Annotated in this window: 14 protein-coding genes; 6 read left to right on the forward strand and 8 right to left on the reverse strand. The window is 44.3% G+C overall.

The genetic code is table 11. The features are described 5' to 3' along the window. The first annotated feature begins 421 nt into the window (after window positions 1-421). The 5 genes from LU351_RS14285 (at window position 422) to LU351_RS14305 (ending at window position 5,830) form a co-directional block, all read left to right on the forward strand. Window positions 422-994 (forward strand): MiaE family protein, encoded by a 573-nt coding sequence (locus LU351_RS14285; protein ID WP_232594766.1) that lies wholly within the window; start codon window positions 422-424, stop codon window positions 992-994. 51 nt (window positions 995-1,045) lie between these two features. Further along, window positions 1,046-2,785, forward strand: coding sequence for an arginine--tRNA ligase (gene argS, locus LU351_RS14290; protein ID WP_232594767.1), 1,740 nt, complete (start codon window positions 1,046-1,048; stop codon window positions 2,783-2,785). 74 nt (window positions 2,786-2,859) lie between these two features. Then, a complete protein-coding gene (locus tag LU351_RS14295) occupies window positions 2,860-3,585 on the forward strand; it encodes a DUF3581 family protein (protein ID WP_232594768.1) in 726 nt (241 codons plus the stop codon). 413 nt (window positions 3,586-3,998) lie between these two features. Further along, window positions 3,999-4,775 (forward strand): putative porin, encoded by a 777-nt coding sequence (locus tag LU351_RS14300; RefSeq protein ID WP_232594769.1) that lies wholly within the window; start codon window positions 3,999-4,001, stop codon window positions 4,773-4,775. A 239-nt stretch (window positions 4,776-5,014) separates the two neighbouring features. Beyond that, window positions 5,015-5,830 (forward strand): putative porin, encoded by an 816-nt coding sequence (locus tag LU351_RS14305; protein WP_232594770.1) that lies wholly within the window; start codon window positions 5,015-5,017, stop codon window positions 5,828-5,830. A gap of 120 nt (window positions 5,831-5,950) precedes the next feature. On the opposite strand, the gene LU351_RS14310 is transcribed toward LU351_RS14305, so the two are convergent. From LU351_RS14310 to LU351_RS14340, 7 genes are all read right to left on the reverse strand, one after another. Further along, complete coding sequence (locus tag LU351_RS14310; RefSeq protein WP_232594771.1) at window positions 5,951-6,775, reverse strand: 23S rRNA (adenine(2030)-N(6))-methyltransferase RlmJ; 825 nt, start codon at window positions 6,773-6,775, stop codon at window positions 5,951-5,953. Window positions 6,776-6,892: 117 nt separating this feature from the next. Next, entirely contained in the window at window positions 6,893-8,395 is a 1,503-nt protein-coding gene (gene nhaC / locus LU351_RS14315) for a Na+/H+ antiporter NhaC (protein ID WP_232594772.1), read from the reverse strand. A gap of 314 nt (window positions 8,396-8,709) precedes the next feature. Further along, window positions 8,710-10,059, reverse strand: coding sequence for an N-succinylarginine dihydrolase (gene astB, locus LU351_RS14320; protein WP_232594773.1), 1,350 nt, complete (start codon window positions 10,057-10,059; stop codon window positions 8,710-8,712). A 239-nt stretch (window positions 10,060-10,298) separates the two neighbouring features. Then, window positions 10,299-11,825, reverse strand: coding sequence for a succinylglutamate-semialdehyde dehydrogenase (gene astD / locus LU351_RS14325; RefSeq protein WP_232594774.1), 1,527 nt, complete (start codon window positions 11,823-11,825; stop codon window positions 10,299-10,301). 140 nt (window positions 11,826-11,965) lie between these two features. Next, a complete protein-coding gene (locus LU351_RS14330; protein ID WP_232594775.1) occupies window positions 11,966-13,033 on the reverse strand; it encodes an arginine N-succinyltransferase in 1,068 nt (355 codons plus the stop codon). Window positions 13,034-13,064: 31 nt separating this feature from the next. After that, a complete protein-coding gene (locus tag LU351_RS14335) occupies window positions 13,065-14,348 on the reverse strand; it encodes a hydrolase (RefSeq protein WP_232594776.1) in 1,284 nt (427 codons plus the stop codon). Window positions 14,349-14,365: 17 nt separating this feature from the next. After that, window positions 14,366-15,688 (reverse strand): aspartate aminotransferase family protein, encoded by a 1,323-nt coding sequence (locus tag LU351_RS14340; protein WP_232594777.1) that lies wholly within the window; start codon window positions 15,686-15,688, stop codon window positions 14,366-14,368. 370 nt (window positions 15,689-16,058) lie between these two features. Between LU351_RS14340 and LU351_RS14345 the strand changes: the two genes are divergently transcribed. After that, window positions 16,059-16,541, forward strand: a complete 483-nt coding sequence (locus tag LU351_RS14345; protein WP_232594778.1) for an Lrp/AsnC family transcriptional regulator — start codon at window positions 16,059-16,061, stop codon at window positions 16,539-16,541. Window positions 16,542-16,918: 377 nt separating this feature from the next. On the opposite strand, the gene LU351_RS14350 is transcribed toward LU351_RS14345, so the two are convergent. Next, window positions 16,919-19,591 (reverse strand): M36 family metallopeptidase, encoded by a 2,673-nt coding sequence (locus LU351_RS14350; protein ID WP_232594779.1) that lies wholly within the window; start codon window positions 19,589-19,591, stop codon window positions 16,919-16,921. Window positions 19,592-19,660: the final 69 nt, after the last annotated feature.

Genomic DNA, 19,660 nt, shown 5'->3' on the forward strand with positions numbered 1-19,660 from the left:
GACCCTTTTTCAATCAATATTCGACTTAAAGATATCCGTCGACGTTAAGGCGAGACGCTTCAGAGTGAAATTCACCAGCGCCATCTCATTATCAGTATCAGAAAAAACAACAGTGTATTCCGTTGCCTTTCAAACGTCACAAGCTTAATAAAAGCCCATGCAGCCGTTTAAGACAAAGAGCACAGCCAATATAGACATCTTTAGGATTATAAAGACCAATACCGCAAAAACCTACTTGCTCGATTGCCCTCAGATATTCGTTATAATGCGTGCCCCGAGCGCATCCTGAACTGTGGATTGAAGTACTCGAAGTGAAGAACGACTCAAAGTAAATGATTTGAAGTAAACCACTCGAAGCAACCCAAGTTTACCTGTTCAGTATGAATACCCTCAGAATGACTATTATTAAAGATTCGCCAGCATGAGCTTTTTACGCTTTAACACCCCCAAAGAATGGACTGAAACCGTTCTTGAAAATTTTGATGACTTTTTACTCGACCACGCCGCCGCTGAAAAGAAAGCCTCCGGTATGGCTGTTTCCATGCTCTCCCACTACCCTGACCGTAAAGAATTGGTCGAGGCCATGATTGCCCTGTCGATAGAGGAAATGACCCACTTTCGTGAAGTGGTAAAACTCATGCATGGGCGAGGCCTTCAGCTTGGCAACGACTCCAAAGACCCTTACATTAATGAGTTACGTAAAGCCTATCGAAAAGGCTCCGACGTCTATATGCTGGATCGTTTATTAATTGCCGGCATCATAGAAGCAAGAGGGTGCGAACGATTTGGCCTAATCGGTGAAGCATTACCAGAAGGCACACTCAAAAATTTCTATGTTGCCATTGCCGAAAGTGAATCACGCCACCATGAGCTGTTTATCGATCTCGCTCGACAATATTTCTTTGACCAGGACGTAGACCAGCGCTTGGATGAACTACTGGATATTGAAGCTGACATTGTTCGCGAGCTTCCTTTGCGCGCAGCACTGCATTAATCGCAGCCTGCCCAATCATCATTTTTCTTAATTTCAATTACAGAATCCGTCATGAATATACGCGAGTTACTTAATCAACAATTTCAAGCGGCCATGATCGCCGCCGGTATTCCCTATAGCTATTCCCCTCACGTCACCCCTGCGAAAAAAGCAGGCTTTAGGGATTACCAAGCCAATGGCGCCATGGCTGCAGCCAAAGCCATGAAAGACAACCCACGAAATATCGCCCAATCCATTATTGAACACCTAGAGCTGGGCGACATTGCTGAAAAACTGGAAATCGCCGGCCCGGGTTTTATCAATATTCACTTAAATCAACAATGGCTTGCAGAACAAGTTCTCGATACCCAACGCGATGAAAAGTTAGGTGTCGAAAAAGACGCAGCTCAAACCGTCGTGGTGGATTATTCCAGCCCCAACCTCGCCAAAGAAATGCACGTTGGCCACCTACGCTCCACCATCATTGGTGATGCCGTCGTAAAAGCCCTCGAATTTAAAGGCCACCATGTTATTCGCCAGAACCACGTAGGCGATTGGGGCACCCAATTTGGTATGCTGATTGCCGAATTAGAAAGCCAGCAACAAAATGCCGACACCTCGGCAGAGATGGCCCTGCAAGACTTGGAAGTGTTTTATCAGCAAGCGAAAAAACATTTCGACGACGATGAAACCTTCGCGCAAACCGCCCGTGATTACGTTGTGAAACTGCAATCGGGTGACGAAGCTATTTTGAATATGTGGCAACAATTTCGCGATATCTCTTTAAAACACAGCGAAGAGATTTACGAGAAACTCAATGTGAGCCTAACTCGCACCGACGTGATGGGGGAAAGCGCCTACAACAAAGACTTACCGGTCTTGGTTGAAGATCTGAAATCACGAGAGTTTGCCGTAGAAGATAACGGTGCAACTGTCGTCTTTCTTGAAGAATTTAAAGATAAAGAAGGCAAGCCCAGCCCCGCCATTATTCAAAAACAAGATGGTGGCTACCTCTACGCCACCACCGACCTAGCGTGTATTCGCCACAGAGCTGGCACCTTGAAAGCCGACCGCTTAATGTACTTTATTGATGCTCGTCAAAACTTACACATGCAACAGGTGTTTACCATCGCGCGTAAAGCCGGTTATGCCAGTGAGTCACTGAGCCTTGAGCACCACGGTTTCGGCACCATGAATGGCTCAGATGGTAAGCCATTTAAAACCCGCTCTGGCGGCACCGTTAAATTAGCCTCATTGGTGGACGAAGCCATTGAGCGAGCTACACAGCTAATCAAAGCAAGAGAGACCGACTTAAGCGATCAAGACATAAAAGAAATTGCCCAAAAAGTTGGAGTGGGTGCCGTAAAATACGCAGATTTGTCCAAAACACGGACGAACGATTACATTTTCAACTGGGACTCCATGCTCAGTTTTGAAGGCAATACGGCCCCTTATCTGCAATACGCCTACACCCGTGTACGGAGTATTTTTAGAAAAGCCAATGTTGACCCATCCACACTCAAAAGCAGTATCACACTGGAAGCACCTCAAGAGCGAGCCCTGGCCATTAAACTACTGCAGTTTTCCGAAGCGGTGGATCAAGTGATTAAAGAGGCATTTCCTCACGTCTTATGCACCTATTTATACGAACTTTCCAGTTTATATATGAGCTTTTATGAAGCTTGCCCAATTCTTAAAGACGGGGTTGAGCAATCCGCTCGTGAAAGCAGACTGCTTATCTGTGAAGCGGTCGCCAATACGATGAAACAAGGATTAGAACTACTGGGCATTGAAGTAATGGAGCGCATGTAAGCGCTTCTTTTCATTGTTTTTTACTTTTCGCCATTTTTGGGGTGTTTCTGTTGAAGCACCCTTTAGGACACACCATGGATTTAAACGACTTTTTTCAAAACACCGATTCCACCGTTAGAATCAGCCCAGAGCAAGCCAGCCGCTTCGCAAAACAAATCGCTGGCGACTTTAATCCCATTCACAATCCTGACTCTAAACGATTCTGCGTGCCTGGGGATTTATTATTTGCAGTAGCATTAAATAAACTGGGCCTACGCAGTTCAATGACATTCCAATTTGAAGGCATGGTGGGTAAAGACACACCATTACTCTTTCCCGAAACTTTAGTGGATGGCGCCGCCAGTGTTACCGATGACAATAGCGATAAAACATTTTTACAAATTTCTGCTGAAGGTGAAACACTTCAGAACCAAGAGTCCATATTAAAATTTGTCAAAAGCTACGTTTCGTATTCTGGGCATAATTTCCCACATATTTTATTGCCTTTAGTAAAAGAACATGAAGTAATGATTAATACCGCCCGCCCATTGGTCATATATGAAAGTATGCATTTCGAGTTGACACAGTTTGATTTTAACGATGTCAATCTTGAACAAACAAAAGCCACATTAGATATCAACGGAAAGCGAGGCGATGTCGTGTTAGACTTCGATATTAAAGATGGTGACACTTTAATTGGCAAAGGTTATAAAAAGTTAATCTTGAGTGGCTTAAGACCTTATGAAGATGCACCAATGGCCCAGCTTGTCAAAGATTACGAAAGCTGGAAAGCAGAATACTTACAAGAAAATAGCCAGTAGAGCCATTCAACGACACAGAAATTTGAACACTACCCCACAGTGAGAAGTGAGACAGCTCACCTCTCACCTGCATTACTTTTCAAAATTCAGTTCTTATTTAACATGGGTTTCCTTAACCCTAAGTTCAACATTAATTAATTTTTTTGCTTTTCCCAACCCTTCAACTACGCTTAGTGGCAAAATAGGTGGAACTCGACCTAATATAAGCCGTTAAATAATTTAGTCACTTTCGCCTTTCAAAGTATAGGTTTTTTATTTCCGACAGCGAATTAAAAAACAAAAACAACACATCACCAAAAACTAAAACCAAAACACAAAAGTTATTTTTAAACGACAGATTTATTTACCTTATGTTTTAAGCAATATAAAGAAGATGCCTTTTATTTGAAAACTAACAAAGGAATAAAGCTGACATGAAAAAAGCAATACTATTTGGCTTGGCCTTCAGCACAATGGCAGCCTCCACATTTGCAAATGATTTTGTGGTTGACGTTGGTGCAAGCTATCTTAACCAAGATGAAACCGATGCCATAGGCATCGATGGCATTTGGTATATTAATGGTGTTGATGTAGGAGAATCTCCTTATTTTGAAGCACCTTTTCTTGATCAAGCCTCTTTCGTTGAAGGAGAGTTTGTGAGCACAGACGCCGATGGTATTGATGCCATCACCCTCTCTATAGGGGGGCGTGCTGTATTACCAGAGGATAACTGGATTATTGAAGGAGCCTACTCCTACCTGGAAGTTGATGTTCCGGGAGATCCTTCCGTCGATGCCCTCTATGTTGGGGTAGGTAAATACTTAAATGACACCACCACGTTTATTGTCAGCTACTCAATATTAGATAGCGATATTTTGGACGATGATATCAACACTCTCGCCGGTGAATTCAGACATTTTGGAAGAATGGGAAGCGGAATGGGGTATGCTGCAGAAATTTTTACCTCACTGTCTGATGATGAAGCAGATACTGTACAGCTGGGTGGTGCCTACAAGATTTACCCCAATAAACAATTTGGCATTGGTCTCGAACTTGCCCAAGCATTTACCGACCCCGACGACATTGTCAATTATTCTCTGGTCGCCGATTTTTTCTTTACACCTAATTTTTACATTACAGCGGATATCACCGATTCTGATGAAGACGACAGTGAAGTCGCTTGGACCATTGAAGGACGTTTACGTTTTTAATATTTCTGCTCCAAAGCTACTCACACTCCTTAAAAAACTCTCCTCATAGCCTGCGGAGAGTTTTTTATAAAAATTATTATCCAATCACGCCTCACCTTAATCATTAATTTCCTTTCCCCCTGCGTTTCTGTATTAATTCTTCATTCATTTTCGCTATGGATAATGCACTCCATCTAAACAACTTATTTAAGCGACAGAACCAAAACAAATCGCATAAAAAACACACAAAGGAGAGCTTTATGAAAAAGGTGATTTTTTCCGCAGTATTAATGGCAACCGCATCTATGGCGTTTGCAGAAGATTATATGTTTGAAATAGGCGCAGGTTTTGGCGAACTCAGCGGAGAAACTGACCTACTGGGCTTTGACGGCACCTTTTATTTTGATGGCGTGGAAGTAAAAGATGGGCCTTACGCTGAAGCAGCGTTTCTTGATCAAGCCAGCTACATTAGTGGTGCATATTTAAATCTCGAAGATTATCGAGACGAAACAGATGCTTTCGGGATTGGAGGAAGATTTGTCTCTAGTAGTGGCTGGATTGTTGAAGGAGAGCGCATTCATTTAGAAACAAAACGAAATCGATCTAATAATGAAAGAGAATCCACCACTTATGAGTTCGGTTTAGGACGATACATCAACGATAACATCAGCATAGTGGGAAATTATAGCCGCACAATGTTTGATAATGACTTGGGACGCGACCCCGACGATATTAGTACCATTGGTGCCGACTTTAAAATTGTTCAATCTTTTGGAAATGGTATGGCGTTTACCGCTGAAGCCGGCGGTAGTGTTGCCGATGATGACAACGATACTGTCACCTTTGATGTTTTAGGTAAAGTGTACCTAAACCAACAATTAGGATTAGGGGCTACTATTGAACAAGAAATTTTCGAAGACCCAGAAGATGACGATGAATTTGAAGACCTTACTTACTTTGGATTAGTCGCCGATTACTTTATTACTCCATCAATTTTTGTCACTGCTGAAGTTGGCCAATACGATGTTGATAATGCAGACACAGAGTGGACAGTATCCGGTAACGTTCGTTTCTAAATACTGATTTTCAATAGGGCTCTTTTTGATGAAGAGCCCTTTTTATTTATCATTTCCTTTTCTATTTTCCAAAACCCTGCTCCCCTTTTTAGAAGGCTATTAGGAGGACTATTAGAAGGACTATTCTCCTACCAGCACATCAAACCGAGTTCGCGCAATACCATCCTCAGAAAGCGCTTTTGATAGTGCAGGGATAGTCGAATGAAATTTTTTTTCCAGTGTATAAGGCGGATTAACGACAACCATACCCGATGCAGTCATGCCTTTATTATTTTCATCCTCCACCCCCATTTCAAATAATTGCACATTGCGCAACGAACTGGAGCGAAATGTAGACTCCATTACTTTAACCCACTGCCGATCCACCACCGGATACCACAATAACATCATGCTGTTAGGCATTTTCTTGTAAGCTTTTTCCATTATCTCAACCACTTTCAGGTAGTCAGATTTCACCTCATAAGACGGATCAATCAGCACTAATGCACGTCGACTTTGGGTAGGTAATAAGCTGAGTAACCCTATAAAGCCATCACTGTGCTGCACCACACTCAACCCTTTTTGCGCACAGTGCTTTTTCAACGGAACAATCGCTTGAGGGTGCAATTCAAATAACCATGCTTTATCACCCGGACGAAGTAAACGCTTTATCAGCAGCGGCGAGCCTGGGTAACTTTGCTTAATCAAATCATGCTCAATGGCGTGATGATAAGCGTCCAACCCCGGCAATTGGTTCCACGGTACTCGGCCAATACCCGATGCACTTTCACCTGTTTTTTGTGCTTCAGCAGAAGTTAAATTGTATAAGCCTTCGCCAGCATGAGTATCAATGTAATCAAACGGTTTGGGTTTTTTCTGAAGATACTGCACACATTCAAGCAACAACCAATGCTTCAATACATCCGCATGATTACCCGCGTGATAGCAGTGTTGGTAACTAAGCATAATACCATCGCCCTTGAGCTAAAAATGGATCACAATATTTTCTTTAGTAACGAAAACGCCGCTTAAAAAGCGGCGTTGACGTGACTCTTAATTTTTAAACTAGATAAACCGCCGTCGTTACGCACTCACGGGCTTATCACTTTCTTTGGAAACCGGCTGAGAAGACGTGGTCTGGATAACCTCATTATCACTCGTACGCGCTACTTTAAACCCAATGTAGGCAAACGCGATGGTGATAATTGGGCTTAGAATACAAAAGAAGGCGAATGGCGCATACGTCAGTGTAGCAACACCCAGAACCCCTGCATGATAAGCACCACAGGTATTCCATGGCACAAGCACTGAGGTAACCGTTCCCGAATCTTCCAATGTACGACTCAAGTTTTGCGAGGCAAGGCCACGCTGTTTGTAGGAATCGGCAAACATGCGCCCTGGCACCAACACGGCCAGATATTGGTCCGACGCGCTCACATTAGTAAACATACAAGTGCCTGCGGTAGCTGCCACCAACGAGCCCGCCGATCTCACATTTCGAATAACCGACTCGGTGATAATCCGCAAGAAACCAGAGCTTTCCATCACACCACCGAAAATCATCGCAGAAATAATTAACCAAATGGTGCCCATCATGCCAGCCATACCGCTGGAGCTTAGCAACTCATCCAGAGTGTCATTACCGGTTTGTAATTGGGTATCCCCAAAGGCCGCCTGCATAATGCCAATGTAATTGTGAAAGTCTTCGCTCCCCGAAGCGGCTCCCATTTGCTCAACGATATCGGGCTGAAAAATAAAAGCGAAAATCCCCCCTAATACCGTACCGGCAAATAAGGCAGGAAGAGCAGGCACTTTCTTTAAAATCATCGCTAATACTGCAATGGGCACTAATAACAACCATGGGGTAATGTTAAATTGGGCATTCAATGTTGTTAAAATTTCATCTACACCCACATTTTCAGCAGTGTCTTTAGCTCCAAAACCCAAGGCAACAAATAAGGTCAGCGAAATCAAAATAGATGGCACCGTAGTGATAGTGAGATAACGTATATGGGTAAATAATTCTGTACCACTAGAAGCCGAAGCAAGATTGGTCGTATCAGACAGTGGCGACAATTTATCCCCAAAATACGCACCCGATAAGATCGCACCAGCAATCATGCCTTCGTGCAAGCCCAGCACTTTACCAATCCCCATCAATGCAATACCGATGGTAGCAGAGGTGGTCCAAGAACTGCCGGTAAACACCGACACCACGGCACAAATAATACAGGCCGCAAACAAAAACAATGTCGCATTAAGCACCTGTAACCCGTAATAAATCATGGTGGGAATAATACCGCTCAACAACCACGTACCGGAGAGTGCGCCTACCATTAATAAAATGAGAATAGCCGGAGAGGCCAATTTCAAGCTGTTGATGACTCCGCCTTCCAAGGTTTTCCAACTGGAGCCGTATAGCCAAGCAAGTCCCGCAGCAATCGCCGCTGAAACAATAAGAATTATCTGATTAGAACCGCTGACCGCATCATCCTTGTAGATATATACATTCAACGATAACAAACTGATGAGAATCACCAGTGGAATAATGGCTACAAATAGAGGAATGGCTTTTTTGTCGTTCATTCAAATACCCAATGGTCAGTGCATTCGCCACGCCGGAGCAGGAGCTTTTATTATTATCAATACTGATCATTGCTTAACCTGGATGTTTTTCACCCAGAAAAAGAAAATGTAGGCGACCACTATTAACGCAAAACTCACCCACCTGATTTACAAACCATACTGAATAAAACCATACCGAGTCACACCCTAAGTATCGTCACTGCATGTTTCTTGTAAACGGCGCTGTCTTCATTGACGCCCATTGTACAGTTTAACGCACAGTTTTTGGGCTATATCAATCTTCATTCAAGTTTGGCGCTTAATAACTCCTCCTATTAAGCACTCTGAAACTCGTAAACAGCGCCAAGGTGCAATAATTGAACCAGCTCGTCAAGCGCTTGTCGTGACTCAACCAATAATGCAGGGTCTTTTAGGTCTTCTGGCAGGAGGGTGTCACGATAATGGCGGTTAATCCAACCCTTGAGATCTTGATACAAACTCTCATCCAATATGACTCTCGCTCCAAGCGATTCCAGTTGAAGTTGAGACAATACCACTCTCAATCGCAAACAGGCAGGACCACCTCCGTTACGCATACTTTGGCGCAAATCAAAATCCATTACCTTATTGATATGCGGATTATTGCAGCTTAACTCTTCTAGATAGGCATTGACTGAAGAAATTTCCCGACACTCTCTTGGCACCACCAGTGTTGCCCCTGCTGCCCCCTCAGGACAAATCAACTGAGAATTGAACAAATAAGAACTAACGGCATCTTTGAGAGGAACCTGATTAGCCGCCACCTCAATGTACACCAATCCGTCTCCACCATAAGCTGCGTTTAATTGACGAATCACTTCGGGTGTATCGACAAACGCCTGCTCGTGATAAAAAAGCACGTTACGATTGCCCACGGCAATCACATCATTATGAAATACCCCCGCATCAATAGCCGCTGGGTTTTGTTGGGCGAATACCGTTTTGGCTGGGTTCAATCGGTGGATACGGGCAATCGTTTCACTGGCCTCTAAGGTTTGTCGTGCGGGGTATCGCTGCGGGCGCGGTAGGGCAGTATTAAAACTGCTTGCACCGTAGACAAAAAATTCGACGCCTTCTTTATCGTAACCTTCACAAAAACGTGTGTGGTTTGCCGCCCCCTCATCAGAAAAATGCGTGCCAGAGGGCAATGGCGCATGATGCACATAGTCACCAGAAGAAAAAATCCCCTGCAAAATTCGCCCTGTCGTTTCAGGTTCAATCGCACGATGAAACATGCTGCACAAATTGGCGGGAGTGAAATGGGTTTTGCCATCTGCCGTATCCAAAAACGGAGAGACGGTTGCCGCATTAGCCACCCACATATTCGATGCCGATGACACCGAGCGTAAAAAATGCGGAGCCTCTTTCAAGACCTTTGCAATAATATCGGAATCACTCCCCTGAAACCCCAGGCGCTTTAATGTAGGTAAATGCGGCCTTTCATGAGGTGGCAATACCCCTTGCTTTAACCCCAAATCCGCCAAGGCTTTCATTTTCTCTAAACCTTGCAGCGCCGCCTTTTTCGGAGATGCCGCCATTTCGGCGTGTTTTCCTGAGGCCACATTACCAAACGATAGCCCCGCATGATTATGAGTTGGCCCGACCAAACCATCAAAATTAACTTCATACACTTTATCGTTCTTCAATGGGAACTCCATGGTTTTCTAACGGTTTCTTAATTGATGTTTTTTAAGTGATGATCTTTCTTTGGCGTTCTAAAGAGTTTTTCCCATACTAACTTTTTTATGGAAGCAAATATTTAAGAAAAAACAACGTTCATCCATGAACAAGTGATGCTCACTCATCGTATTCCGTTACCGATTTTTATTTATTTTATTGTTATTGATACATGAGTATGGACTTCTCAATGTATTCGCTTTATTTTTTACTCTGATTTAAACGCAATACCCGGCGACAACACCTCGGGTAACGTGATTTTTTCACTGAGTAATGTTGCCATCGGGTAGGCACTGTAATCGGCAGCATAATAGGCGCTAGGACGATGATTACCACTGGCACCAATTCCTCCAAACGGCGCTGCGCCACTGGCACCTGTTAACGGCCTATTCCAATTCACAATACCCGCACGGGCACGATCATAAAACCGCGCCCATTTTTCTGGTGAATCACTTAATAGCCCTGAAGCCAAACCAAATCGTGTCTGGTTAGCTTCGGTTATGGCCGCTTCAAAATCATCGACCCATATCACTTGCAAGAGCGGACCAAAATGTTCTTCATCCAAGCGATTTTCAATTGCCGTTACATCAACAATACCCGGCGTTAAAAACGGACGATCTTCAACACTACGCTGCATTTTTAATAGTGCATTTGCTCCCTGAGATAACCACTCCTCTTGCGCAGTTAACACTCGATCTGCAGCGTCATTGCTGATTAACGAGCCCATAAAACACGAATCACTCTCGCCCACTGATAAAGTCGAACCAACAGAAACCAAACGCGCCAATACTCGTTCGTTTTCTTCGCTTTTTGTTAAGATTAATCGCCGTGCACAAGTGCATCGTTGGCCCGCAGAAATAAAGGCCGATTGAATAATCGCGTAAACGACGGCATCCACATCACTCACATCGTCCACAATTAAGGGGTTATTCCCCCCCATTTCTAAAGCCAACATTTTTTCAGGCTGCCCGGCCATTAAACGATGCAACTGGCTGCCGGTGTGAGAGCTGCCCGTAAATAACACACCATCAATTTTAGGGTGTGTCACTAACGCTTCCCCAGACGCCTTTCCTCCCTGAATTAAATTTAGCACTCCGTCGGGCAAACCGGCTTTTTGCCAACAAGTCACCATTAATTCACCCACCTTAGGCGTGAGCTCTGAAGGCTTAAAAACAACCGTGTTGCCAGCCAATAATGCCGGCACAATATGCCCATTTGGTAAATGGCCAGGGAAGTTATACGGGCCAAGCACCGCAAAAACGCCATGAGGACGATGGGTTAATTGCGTGCTTACTCCAGCAGCGCCTTGACCGGTCGTAGTGGGAGTGCGCTGATCATAGGCATTAATGGATAGACCAATTTTACCGACCATGGTTTGCGCTTCGGTTTTACTTTCCCATAACGGTTTTCCAGTTTCTTCATGTATTGTCTGAGCTAGAATCTCTTGATTCTCTTTCAATACTTCTGCAAATCGCTCAATCACCTTTTGACGCTCTTCCCGAGGCGTCCGCGACCAAACTTCAAAAGCCAATTGAGCAGAGTTAACAGCATCACTCACCAGTGCCGGACTGGCATTCACGCCCTGCCATAAGGCGTCTCCGGTTGCAGGGTTTTCAGATACCAACACTTCACCTTTCTCTCGTGTTTCCACATCCCCCTGATGCCATTGGCCTGAATAAAAATGCCCTTTAAAAAACACACTTTTCAATGGCTGTTTGCTTTGGGTATCACTCATGCTAACCTCAATCTACCTCAATAAAATCGTTAACCACCAATTTTTAGTCACCAACTTTTAATCGACAACTTTTAACCGCACTTATTAACGGCAATTAATTAACGACGACCAATCAATAAAAATTAATTTATAACGACTAATTAACGCGTTGCCAAAAATTGTATTTGATCACCGGCGACAACCCCCAAAGCATTGGCGGTAGCAGAACAAATCACGGCTTGATATTCATCATTCCATGAAAGATGATCCATCACTAAACGGTAATCATTTAAGACACCATTACTCATAATACTGTGCGTGCAGGTTTGGGATTGCCCTGAGAGAGCAAGCTCTTTGGTATAGGTTTTTACACTGGCTTGATCTTCAACAATTTCATGAACTGTTACGTAACGTGCCTTATTCATCGATTCAATGTATCGACGATTGCACTCTACCACTGGCCCGGCATCAAAAATATCCACAACCCCTTGATAACGAAAACCTTCTTTTTCCAGCAATTTCATTGCTGCCACGGAATCTCGATGGGGTTTGCCAATCACATTGACCGCTTCTTCAGGCAACAATTCTAAATACACCGGGAAACGAGGCATTAAGTCGGAAATAAACTGAGAGCCACTGACCGCACTGATAAAATCAGCTTTATGATAAGGCACATTAAAAAACTTTTTCCCCACATTATCCCAGAAGGGGGAGTTACCTTCATGATCCAACCAACCACGTATTTCCGCAAAAACAATATCGCCAAAACGCTCAGGAAAATCATTAATTAACATAAATCGACTTCGAGATAAAAATTGACCTAATTTATCTCGGCGATACTCAGGCTTAATAAACAAAGAAGTAAATTCTGTCTCTCCAGTTAAATCATTGACCAAATTCAGCAAATTACTGGCGACCGTAATATTCAATACTTCCGATGCTTTAACATGCTTAGACAATTTATAATTATAAAAAGGGCGCTTACGACCAACACCAGCGTGAACTCCCGCCGTTCCCACGACTTCTTGTGTGTCTGGGTCTTCCAACACCAAAAAGTAAATGGCTTCTTTTTCCTCTGACGGGCAATACCCCAAGCTCTCTTCTGCCAGAGTGAGTTTTCTCTTCCATGCCTCTTCATCAAACGGCATAGACGTCATACCACCCGGTACTGATGCCGATAATTTCAATAGTGCTTCCAAATCGCTCATTCGAGCGTTACGAATAATCATACACACCCTCGACGTATTTTATGCCTCAGTCTTATTTTTTTACTGACGCTCGCCAACGAGACAAACTCTCTAAATAAGCGTCACCATTTCGAGCAAACGCATCAAGCAATAAAAAGCTAAGCCGTGCGCGCTCACTTAAGCTATCCACACACATAAATTCATCAGCAGTATGAATATTTGCGCCCCTCACCCCTAACGTATCAATATTCGGTAACCCGGCAGCCACCAAATTATTACCATCACAACACCCTCCTGTGGGCTTATGATGTATGGCAATATCCAACTGCTCTCCACATTGAGCCAACCATTGAAATAGTTGAAGATTGGGTTCCGATAAGGGCTTAGGAGGACGATAAAAAGCACCGTGCAATGTGGCTTTTAATTGGTCTTCAAAAGGAGGCTTACTGTCATTAATTCGTGATACCAATTCACGGAGTCGCTCTTCTGCCCAGTGTTGATCATCCGTGGTTTGCGTGCGAATATTAAAATGGCAAACAGCGGTATCGGTGACAACATTTAATGGGCCACCTCCAGAAATTCGACCCAAATTGACGGTAATACCTTCGCGCTCATTCCACTGATGCAATTGCGACATTGCATGAGATAACCCGGCAATAGCATTACGACCCAAAGAAAATTCACGCCCCGCATGTGCGCTTAAGCCAGACACCAAAAGTGAAAAATTTCCACTGCCCTTACGAGACCCCGCCAAAGTACCGTCGGCCAAAGCCGGCTCAAACACCATGCCCATATGAGCATTGGAAGCATGTTTTACCAGTAAATCCGATGACCCAAGAGAACCGGTTTCTTCATCCGAGTTAATAATAATTTCCCAACCTAACTGATGAGAAAGCGGGTGTTGCTCCCATGCTTTAAGAGCGTGAAGCATCACCATTAACCCACCCTTCATATCGGCTGTGCCAGGGCCATTCACTCTATTGTCATCTAAAAATTGGCATGTTTGAAAAGGATGATCGACAGGAAATACCGTATCCATATGCCCGCATAAAAAAACACGAATGGGTGCTTCAGGGTATTTTACAAATCGCAAGGCATTGCCATAGTGAATGTCGTGTAAAACACCATCATCACCTAATGCTTGGGTAGGTGCCAACGCAATAGATTCTGAAATATCCGCAATCGGAGAAAATAAATCGTACAAGCGATCGTGTACTTGTGCGAGACCTGCCAAATGTCGAGTGCCCGAATTAATATTGGCCAACGCCAGAGTATTTTCCAGCATGGTGTCTTGCTGGCCTTGCAAATACTCCAACCCTTCCAAGACAGAGGGGGAAACATTACTTATTAAATTCATTGCTCTACTCCCCCCACTCACACAATTTGTGCAGAAGTGGCTTTGGCCAAAGCCTCGCCATTAGCTTCCAACACAGATTCAAAAATATCGCACGCCTGTTGTAAATGCTCATCAGAAACGTTTAACGGTGGTAAAAAGCGCAGCATATTACCGCCAGCTTTCCCCACAAGGAGGTGATGATCACGAAGCAGTTTCAATAAATCGGTATTTGGTATCACACACTCCACGCCGATCATTAATCCTTTACCGGAAACCGCTTTCAATTGATTGGGGAATTTACGTACTAAACCTTGCAATAATTTCTGAAGTAACTCCCCCTTACGTTGCACTTCAGAAAGGCAATCCTCTTCCAATAATAAATCCATAATTGTATTGGCAACCGCTGCTGCTAGAGGGTTACCCCCATAGGTGGAACCGTGTGTACCAATCCCCATGGCAGAGGCAACCGCTTCTGTGGCCACACAAGCGCCCAGTGGAAAACCGCCACCAATTCCTTTAGCCAATGCCATCACGTCAGGGGTCACATCATAATGCTGATGCGCAAACATTTTTCCTGTACGCCCCATGCCACACTGCACTTCATCAAACATTAATAAAATGCCATGATGATCACACAAGTTTCTTACTCCGTGCATAAACGCTTCGCTCACGGGGCGAACCCCACCTTCTCCCTGTACTGGCTCTAAAACAATGCCGGCGGTTTCCTCTGAAATTGCCGCCTCTAAGGCTGGCAAATCCCCCCAAGGCACTTGATCAAAACCGTAATCAAACGGAATAAACCCTTTAGTATGGCTAGGGTTACCTGCGGCAGAAATCGCCCCTAAGGTACGACCATGAAAGGCGCCACTCATGCTGATAATTCGGTAACGTTCAGCATTGCCTTTAAAGGCATGGTAACCACGAATGGCTTTTAAACCTGCCTCACAAGATTCCGCGCCTGAGTTGGTAAAAAAGACACGATCACCAAAACAATTGTCCACCAACCGTTTCGCTAAACGTTCTGCTTCAGGCACACGAAATAAATTCGACAAATGCCATAAATGCTTGGATTGATCATGCAGAGCATTAACAAGCCGTGGGTGGGCATGCCCAAAACCCGTTACCGCGATACCAGAAATAAAATCCAAATAAACCGTACCATCGGTTGTAAATAATTCACTGCCCCGACCATGACTGAAAACAATCTCCATCGGAGGGGCATAAGTTGGCCACAGTGCATTGCGTGGATTAACGTGCGTCTCATCTGCAGCTTGTGTAGAGCAACCACCTGAGACCGAAGAATCTTCGGCAGTAGAATTTGGGCCAGAAACCGCATTGCAACTATCCTTGAATGAATTCATGACTGTATCCCCAGAGAAGGTATTGATGGTGAATATGGGTAACAAGCATGGCGGTATACGGCACTTTTTTACCAAAAAAGTGCCGTTAAACACACAAAAATGTCATAAAATCGCAATATTTAAATCACCCACAAGATTACACTACAGTATCAAACTCACCACGAAATGAGCTGTTTATATTAACTAAACTTGACAAAGAAGCTGCACCTGCAAGAATGTTTTCCGCAGAAAATTTGGCTGCTAATACGCACAAAATCATAGGTGAAATAAAGACCGATCAAACAAAAAGGACCAAAACAAAACTTTGCTTGAACAAAGTAATACGGCCAACCCTCTTTAATGAGAATATAATTACACTGTTGTGAATGGTATGACGAAACTCGATAGAACTGATTTAAAAATTTTACAAATATTACAAGATGAAGCACGCATCACGAATCAAGATCTCGCCGAACGTGTATCCTTATCGCCTAGCTCCTGCTTACAGCGGGTAAGAAGGCTAGAAAGTAACGGGGTCATCAGCGCCTACCACGCCAAAGTCAATTTAGCCTCTGTGTGTCGACACGTCATGTGCATTGCCACTGTCACTATGAAGAACCACACTCGAGAGGAATTCAGAGCATTTGAAGCCCTCATCAACACCATTCCTGAAGTCGTCGAGTGCGTCACCGTCAGCGGTGAATTTGATTTCTTTTTGCGGATTATTTGCCCAGACATGAGCAGTTATCTAGAAATTAATGAGCGTTTAGTCAGCTCCGTAAATTATTTAGTGACCATAAACACACATGTCGTGATGAATGAAAATAAAAAATTCGGTGCGATAGACTTATCCAGTTTAGATGAAGGGGGTTAGACGAATTCGGTACACTTTTAAAAATTCTCTTATTTCTCTGAATCTTTTGAACAATGCGCAAGTTGGTTCAACCGTTACATGCCATAAAACTGCATAAAGAAAACTAAATAAAACTCTAAAACAAAGAGATAAACTCAGGGCTTTGCACCCTGAGTTTATCTGTACTGTACCTACTAACTGTACCTACTAACTGTACCTACTAACTGTACCTACTAATTAATGCGTCCTACTTAATAACGTATCGTACTAAATCACGCATAATACTTTAGCCATCAATAATGTAGGCCCACATAAACTAATACCCATTAACATAAACTAATACTTACTAACATAAAATCATACCTACTATGTAAAGCATGATATTTCAGGTAAATACTTTATTGTGCACAGAAGCGGATATTATCCACGCCACACTCCACTAAATCACCGGGACCGGCACCATCAGAACATTGCACACGTAGTGTCACATTACTGTTTGCCGAAATAGCTGTACTTACAGTCGTCCAAGCGGCATTCGATTCCGAATCCCCATTGCTCGCCAATGAGGTATAGGTATTCCCACCATCGGTCGACATTTCCAACCGGAAGAAATCACCGTCTTCATCATCGCCGCTGTCACGTTGGCCGTGGAAATACGACAAAGACAACGTAGAATCTTCCGTCACCGAATAGGTCGGCGAATTGGCAATACAGTTCCCACCATCTACATCATTCGAACCCGCGCTGGTATTGGTTGCCGTGAAGTACGCATTACTGCCTTGTGCAGCACCGCCCACTTGCGTAACCACGCCACCGTTTGTTTGTCTGCTGGGTGTTCCCACCACAAAATCGCCCGTACTGCACGACGATGCAGAAGAGTTTGTCCAACCACCGGCACCCGATTCAAAACTTTCTTCTACGCTACAATCACTGGGTGGCGGAGGCGGTGGTGGATCAATTTGACATTGCTCTGGTAATTCAAATCCATTGGTTGGTCTGGTGCTACTGCTACCACCAGATCGAGCATCAGTACCGATACCAAAGTCCGCAAATGTCTGCCATACCGCGCACACGTCCTCTCCATCAAAACTGTTCGTTGCCGCTGTGATAATGCCATCTCGCGCATCAACAAACGTGGGAGAACAACTGGTATTTTTTAAGCCTTCGGTGACGTAAAACATGGCCCGCTTATTTCCCGCCTCACTCGGGTCATTCAGATCAAAATTCATTAAATCGTCTTCGTAACCGTGCTTGTCAACGAGAGACCAATACATCTCCCACAACACTTGCGCCCAAACTGCACCCACGCCGTGGGGCCGACGAGCACCGTCGATGGATTCATAGGTCATAGTATTAATAATGGGATCTAAACTGTACGGCTGCTGGCGAATAGTGCCGGTAAGCGGTTCTCTTCCAACGAAATATGCTCCCATACCACGTGTGCTGTCTGTGCTCGCCTCACCACCACGCGGGGTGTAAACCAAACCAAACCAATCACTCCAACCTTCGCCTCCTTGTTGCGCATTGCGCAAGCAACCCGTATTGGAAGGGCCGCCGACTAAGCGAATAGAAATACCATGACCGTATTCGTGCACAATCACTTCGTTATCCATATCCGAATCACGAGTAGGGCTTGCATCATCACAACGATACATTTCAATGGTTGGGCTGGAGCCATCGGGCGCGGAATAAAAACGCGCATTACAGGTCGCACTGCCATCTTGCGCATTCGCTAATATCGCATCAGAGCCCCGTCCACCACGGCCAAAGTTATTATTTTGGAAGTTACCACTCGCTTCATCAAAACCATATTGATGTTGTACATCGTGCACGAGGTTGGTCCAATAAAATAAATTCGCAATAGCGGCGTCAATATACGTTTCGGCACCACGACTTAAATCCAGTGGAAAATCACAGGTGCCATTGTCACAAACCGGTTGTTGAGGATCGCAATTTCGCGCACCACCGGAACGAGAACGCGTATCCGAACACGCCCTCACATTATTCCCCTCCATGGATACACCGCCATCGTTAAACCAACCGTCAGGTGAAGCAACCGGGTCTTCTGGGTCAACCACCATCACACGGCCATCTGCCGGTGCCGCCGGTGTTGCCAATGCAGGGTTTGCCGTGGGGTAACCAAAAACTCGATAATTCGCGTAACTAATCGTATCCAAGCTCGTAATTACTTCACCGCTAGTGGCATCCACGGTGATATCCGGCCACTGATCTTCCAGTTCAAATTGGAAATTCCAGACCAGTGTGACCTCCACCGGAGACACGGGCATGAACATTAATTTCGCTTTAATGGGGCGAGAGGATAACTCCGATTGAGTAAATGACGTGGCTGACGCATCTACAACACCATTAGACACAGAACCATCAGACACAGAACCATCAGACACAGAACGCAAATCTGCGGTCATGGAAACATCCAGCGCTTTCGCCGCTGCCATGATGGCTTGAGAAGCGGACAAACTTGGCGTGATAGTATTCGCCATATTCGCAAGATCGGGAATAAATCGATTATTCACATGGCTGATAGCACCGCTCTCAGTCAGATGAACCTGCAATTGCCCATTGTAAACAGGAATACCATGATGCACTTGCTGATAATAAATATGGGTAACGCCATTAGGGGATTTTACCTTATCGGTGATGAGCATTTGATTAACATCAGCGACGTTTAAGCCCAACAAATCAAGATTGTTAAACACAAAGTCTTCAGCAATCGTATTGAGGGGTTGAGCAGCTACATTTTTCCCCTCTTGTGTGAGTGTACCGGTCGCATTCATAAGCGAACTGGTTGCCCCAAACTCATCAAATTGCGCCACCAACTCTGGCATTTCACTTTTCAGTTGATTTATCCGTTGGTGTTGTAAAGAAGACGGTTTTTTATCCGCAATTAAGGGAGATACCGTTAAACGTTTATCAATATCCTTACTGTGGGGATGACTATGCTCTAATGAAAATACAGACGGAGACACCATCATTACTGCGCTCACGACCACGGATAGTTTTTTTAATGAAAAGAGTGCACCATCCAGCACTCCTCTTTTTTTACCTTTCAATGTAATGACCCTCTCTTTTAATTGATTTTATAGTTTCTAAGGCGTAGAAATACTCATAAAGTCTCGCCT

Source organism: Marinibactrum halimedae (assembly GCF_021234875.1).
In the GTDB taxonomy this organism is placed as follows: Bacteria; Pseudomonadota; Gammaproteobacteria; order Pseudomonadales; family Cellvibrionaceae; genus Marinibactrum; species Marinibactrum halimedae.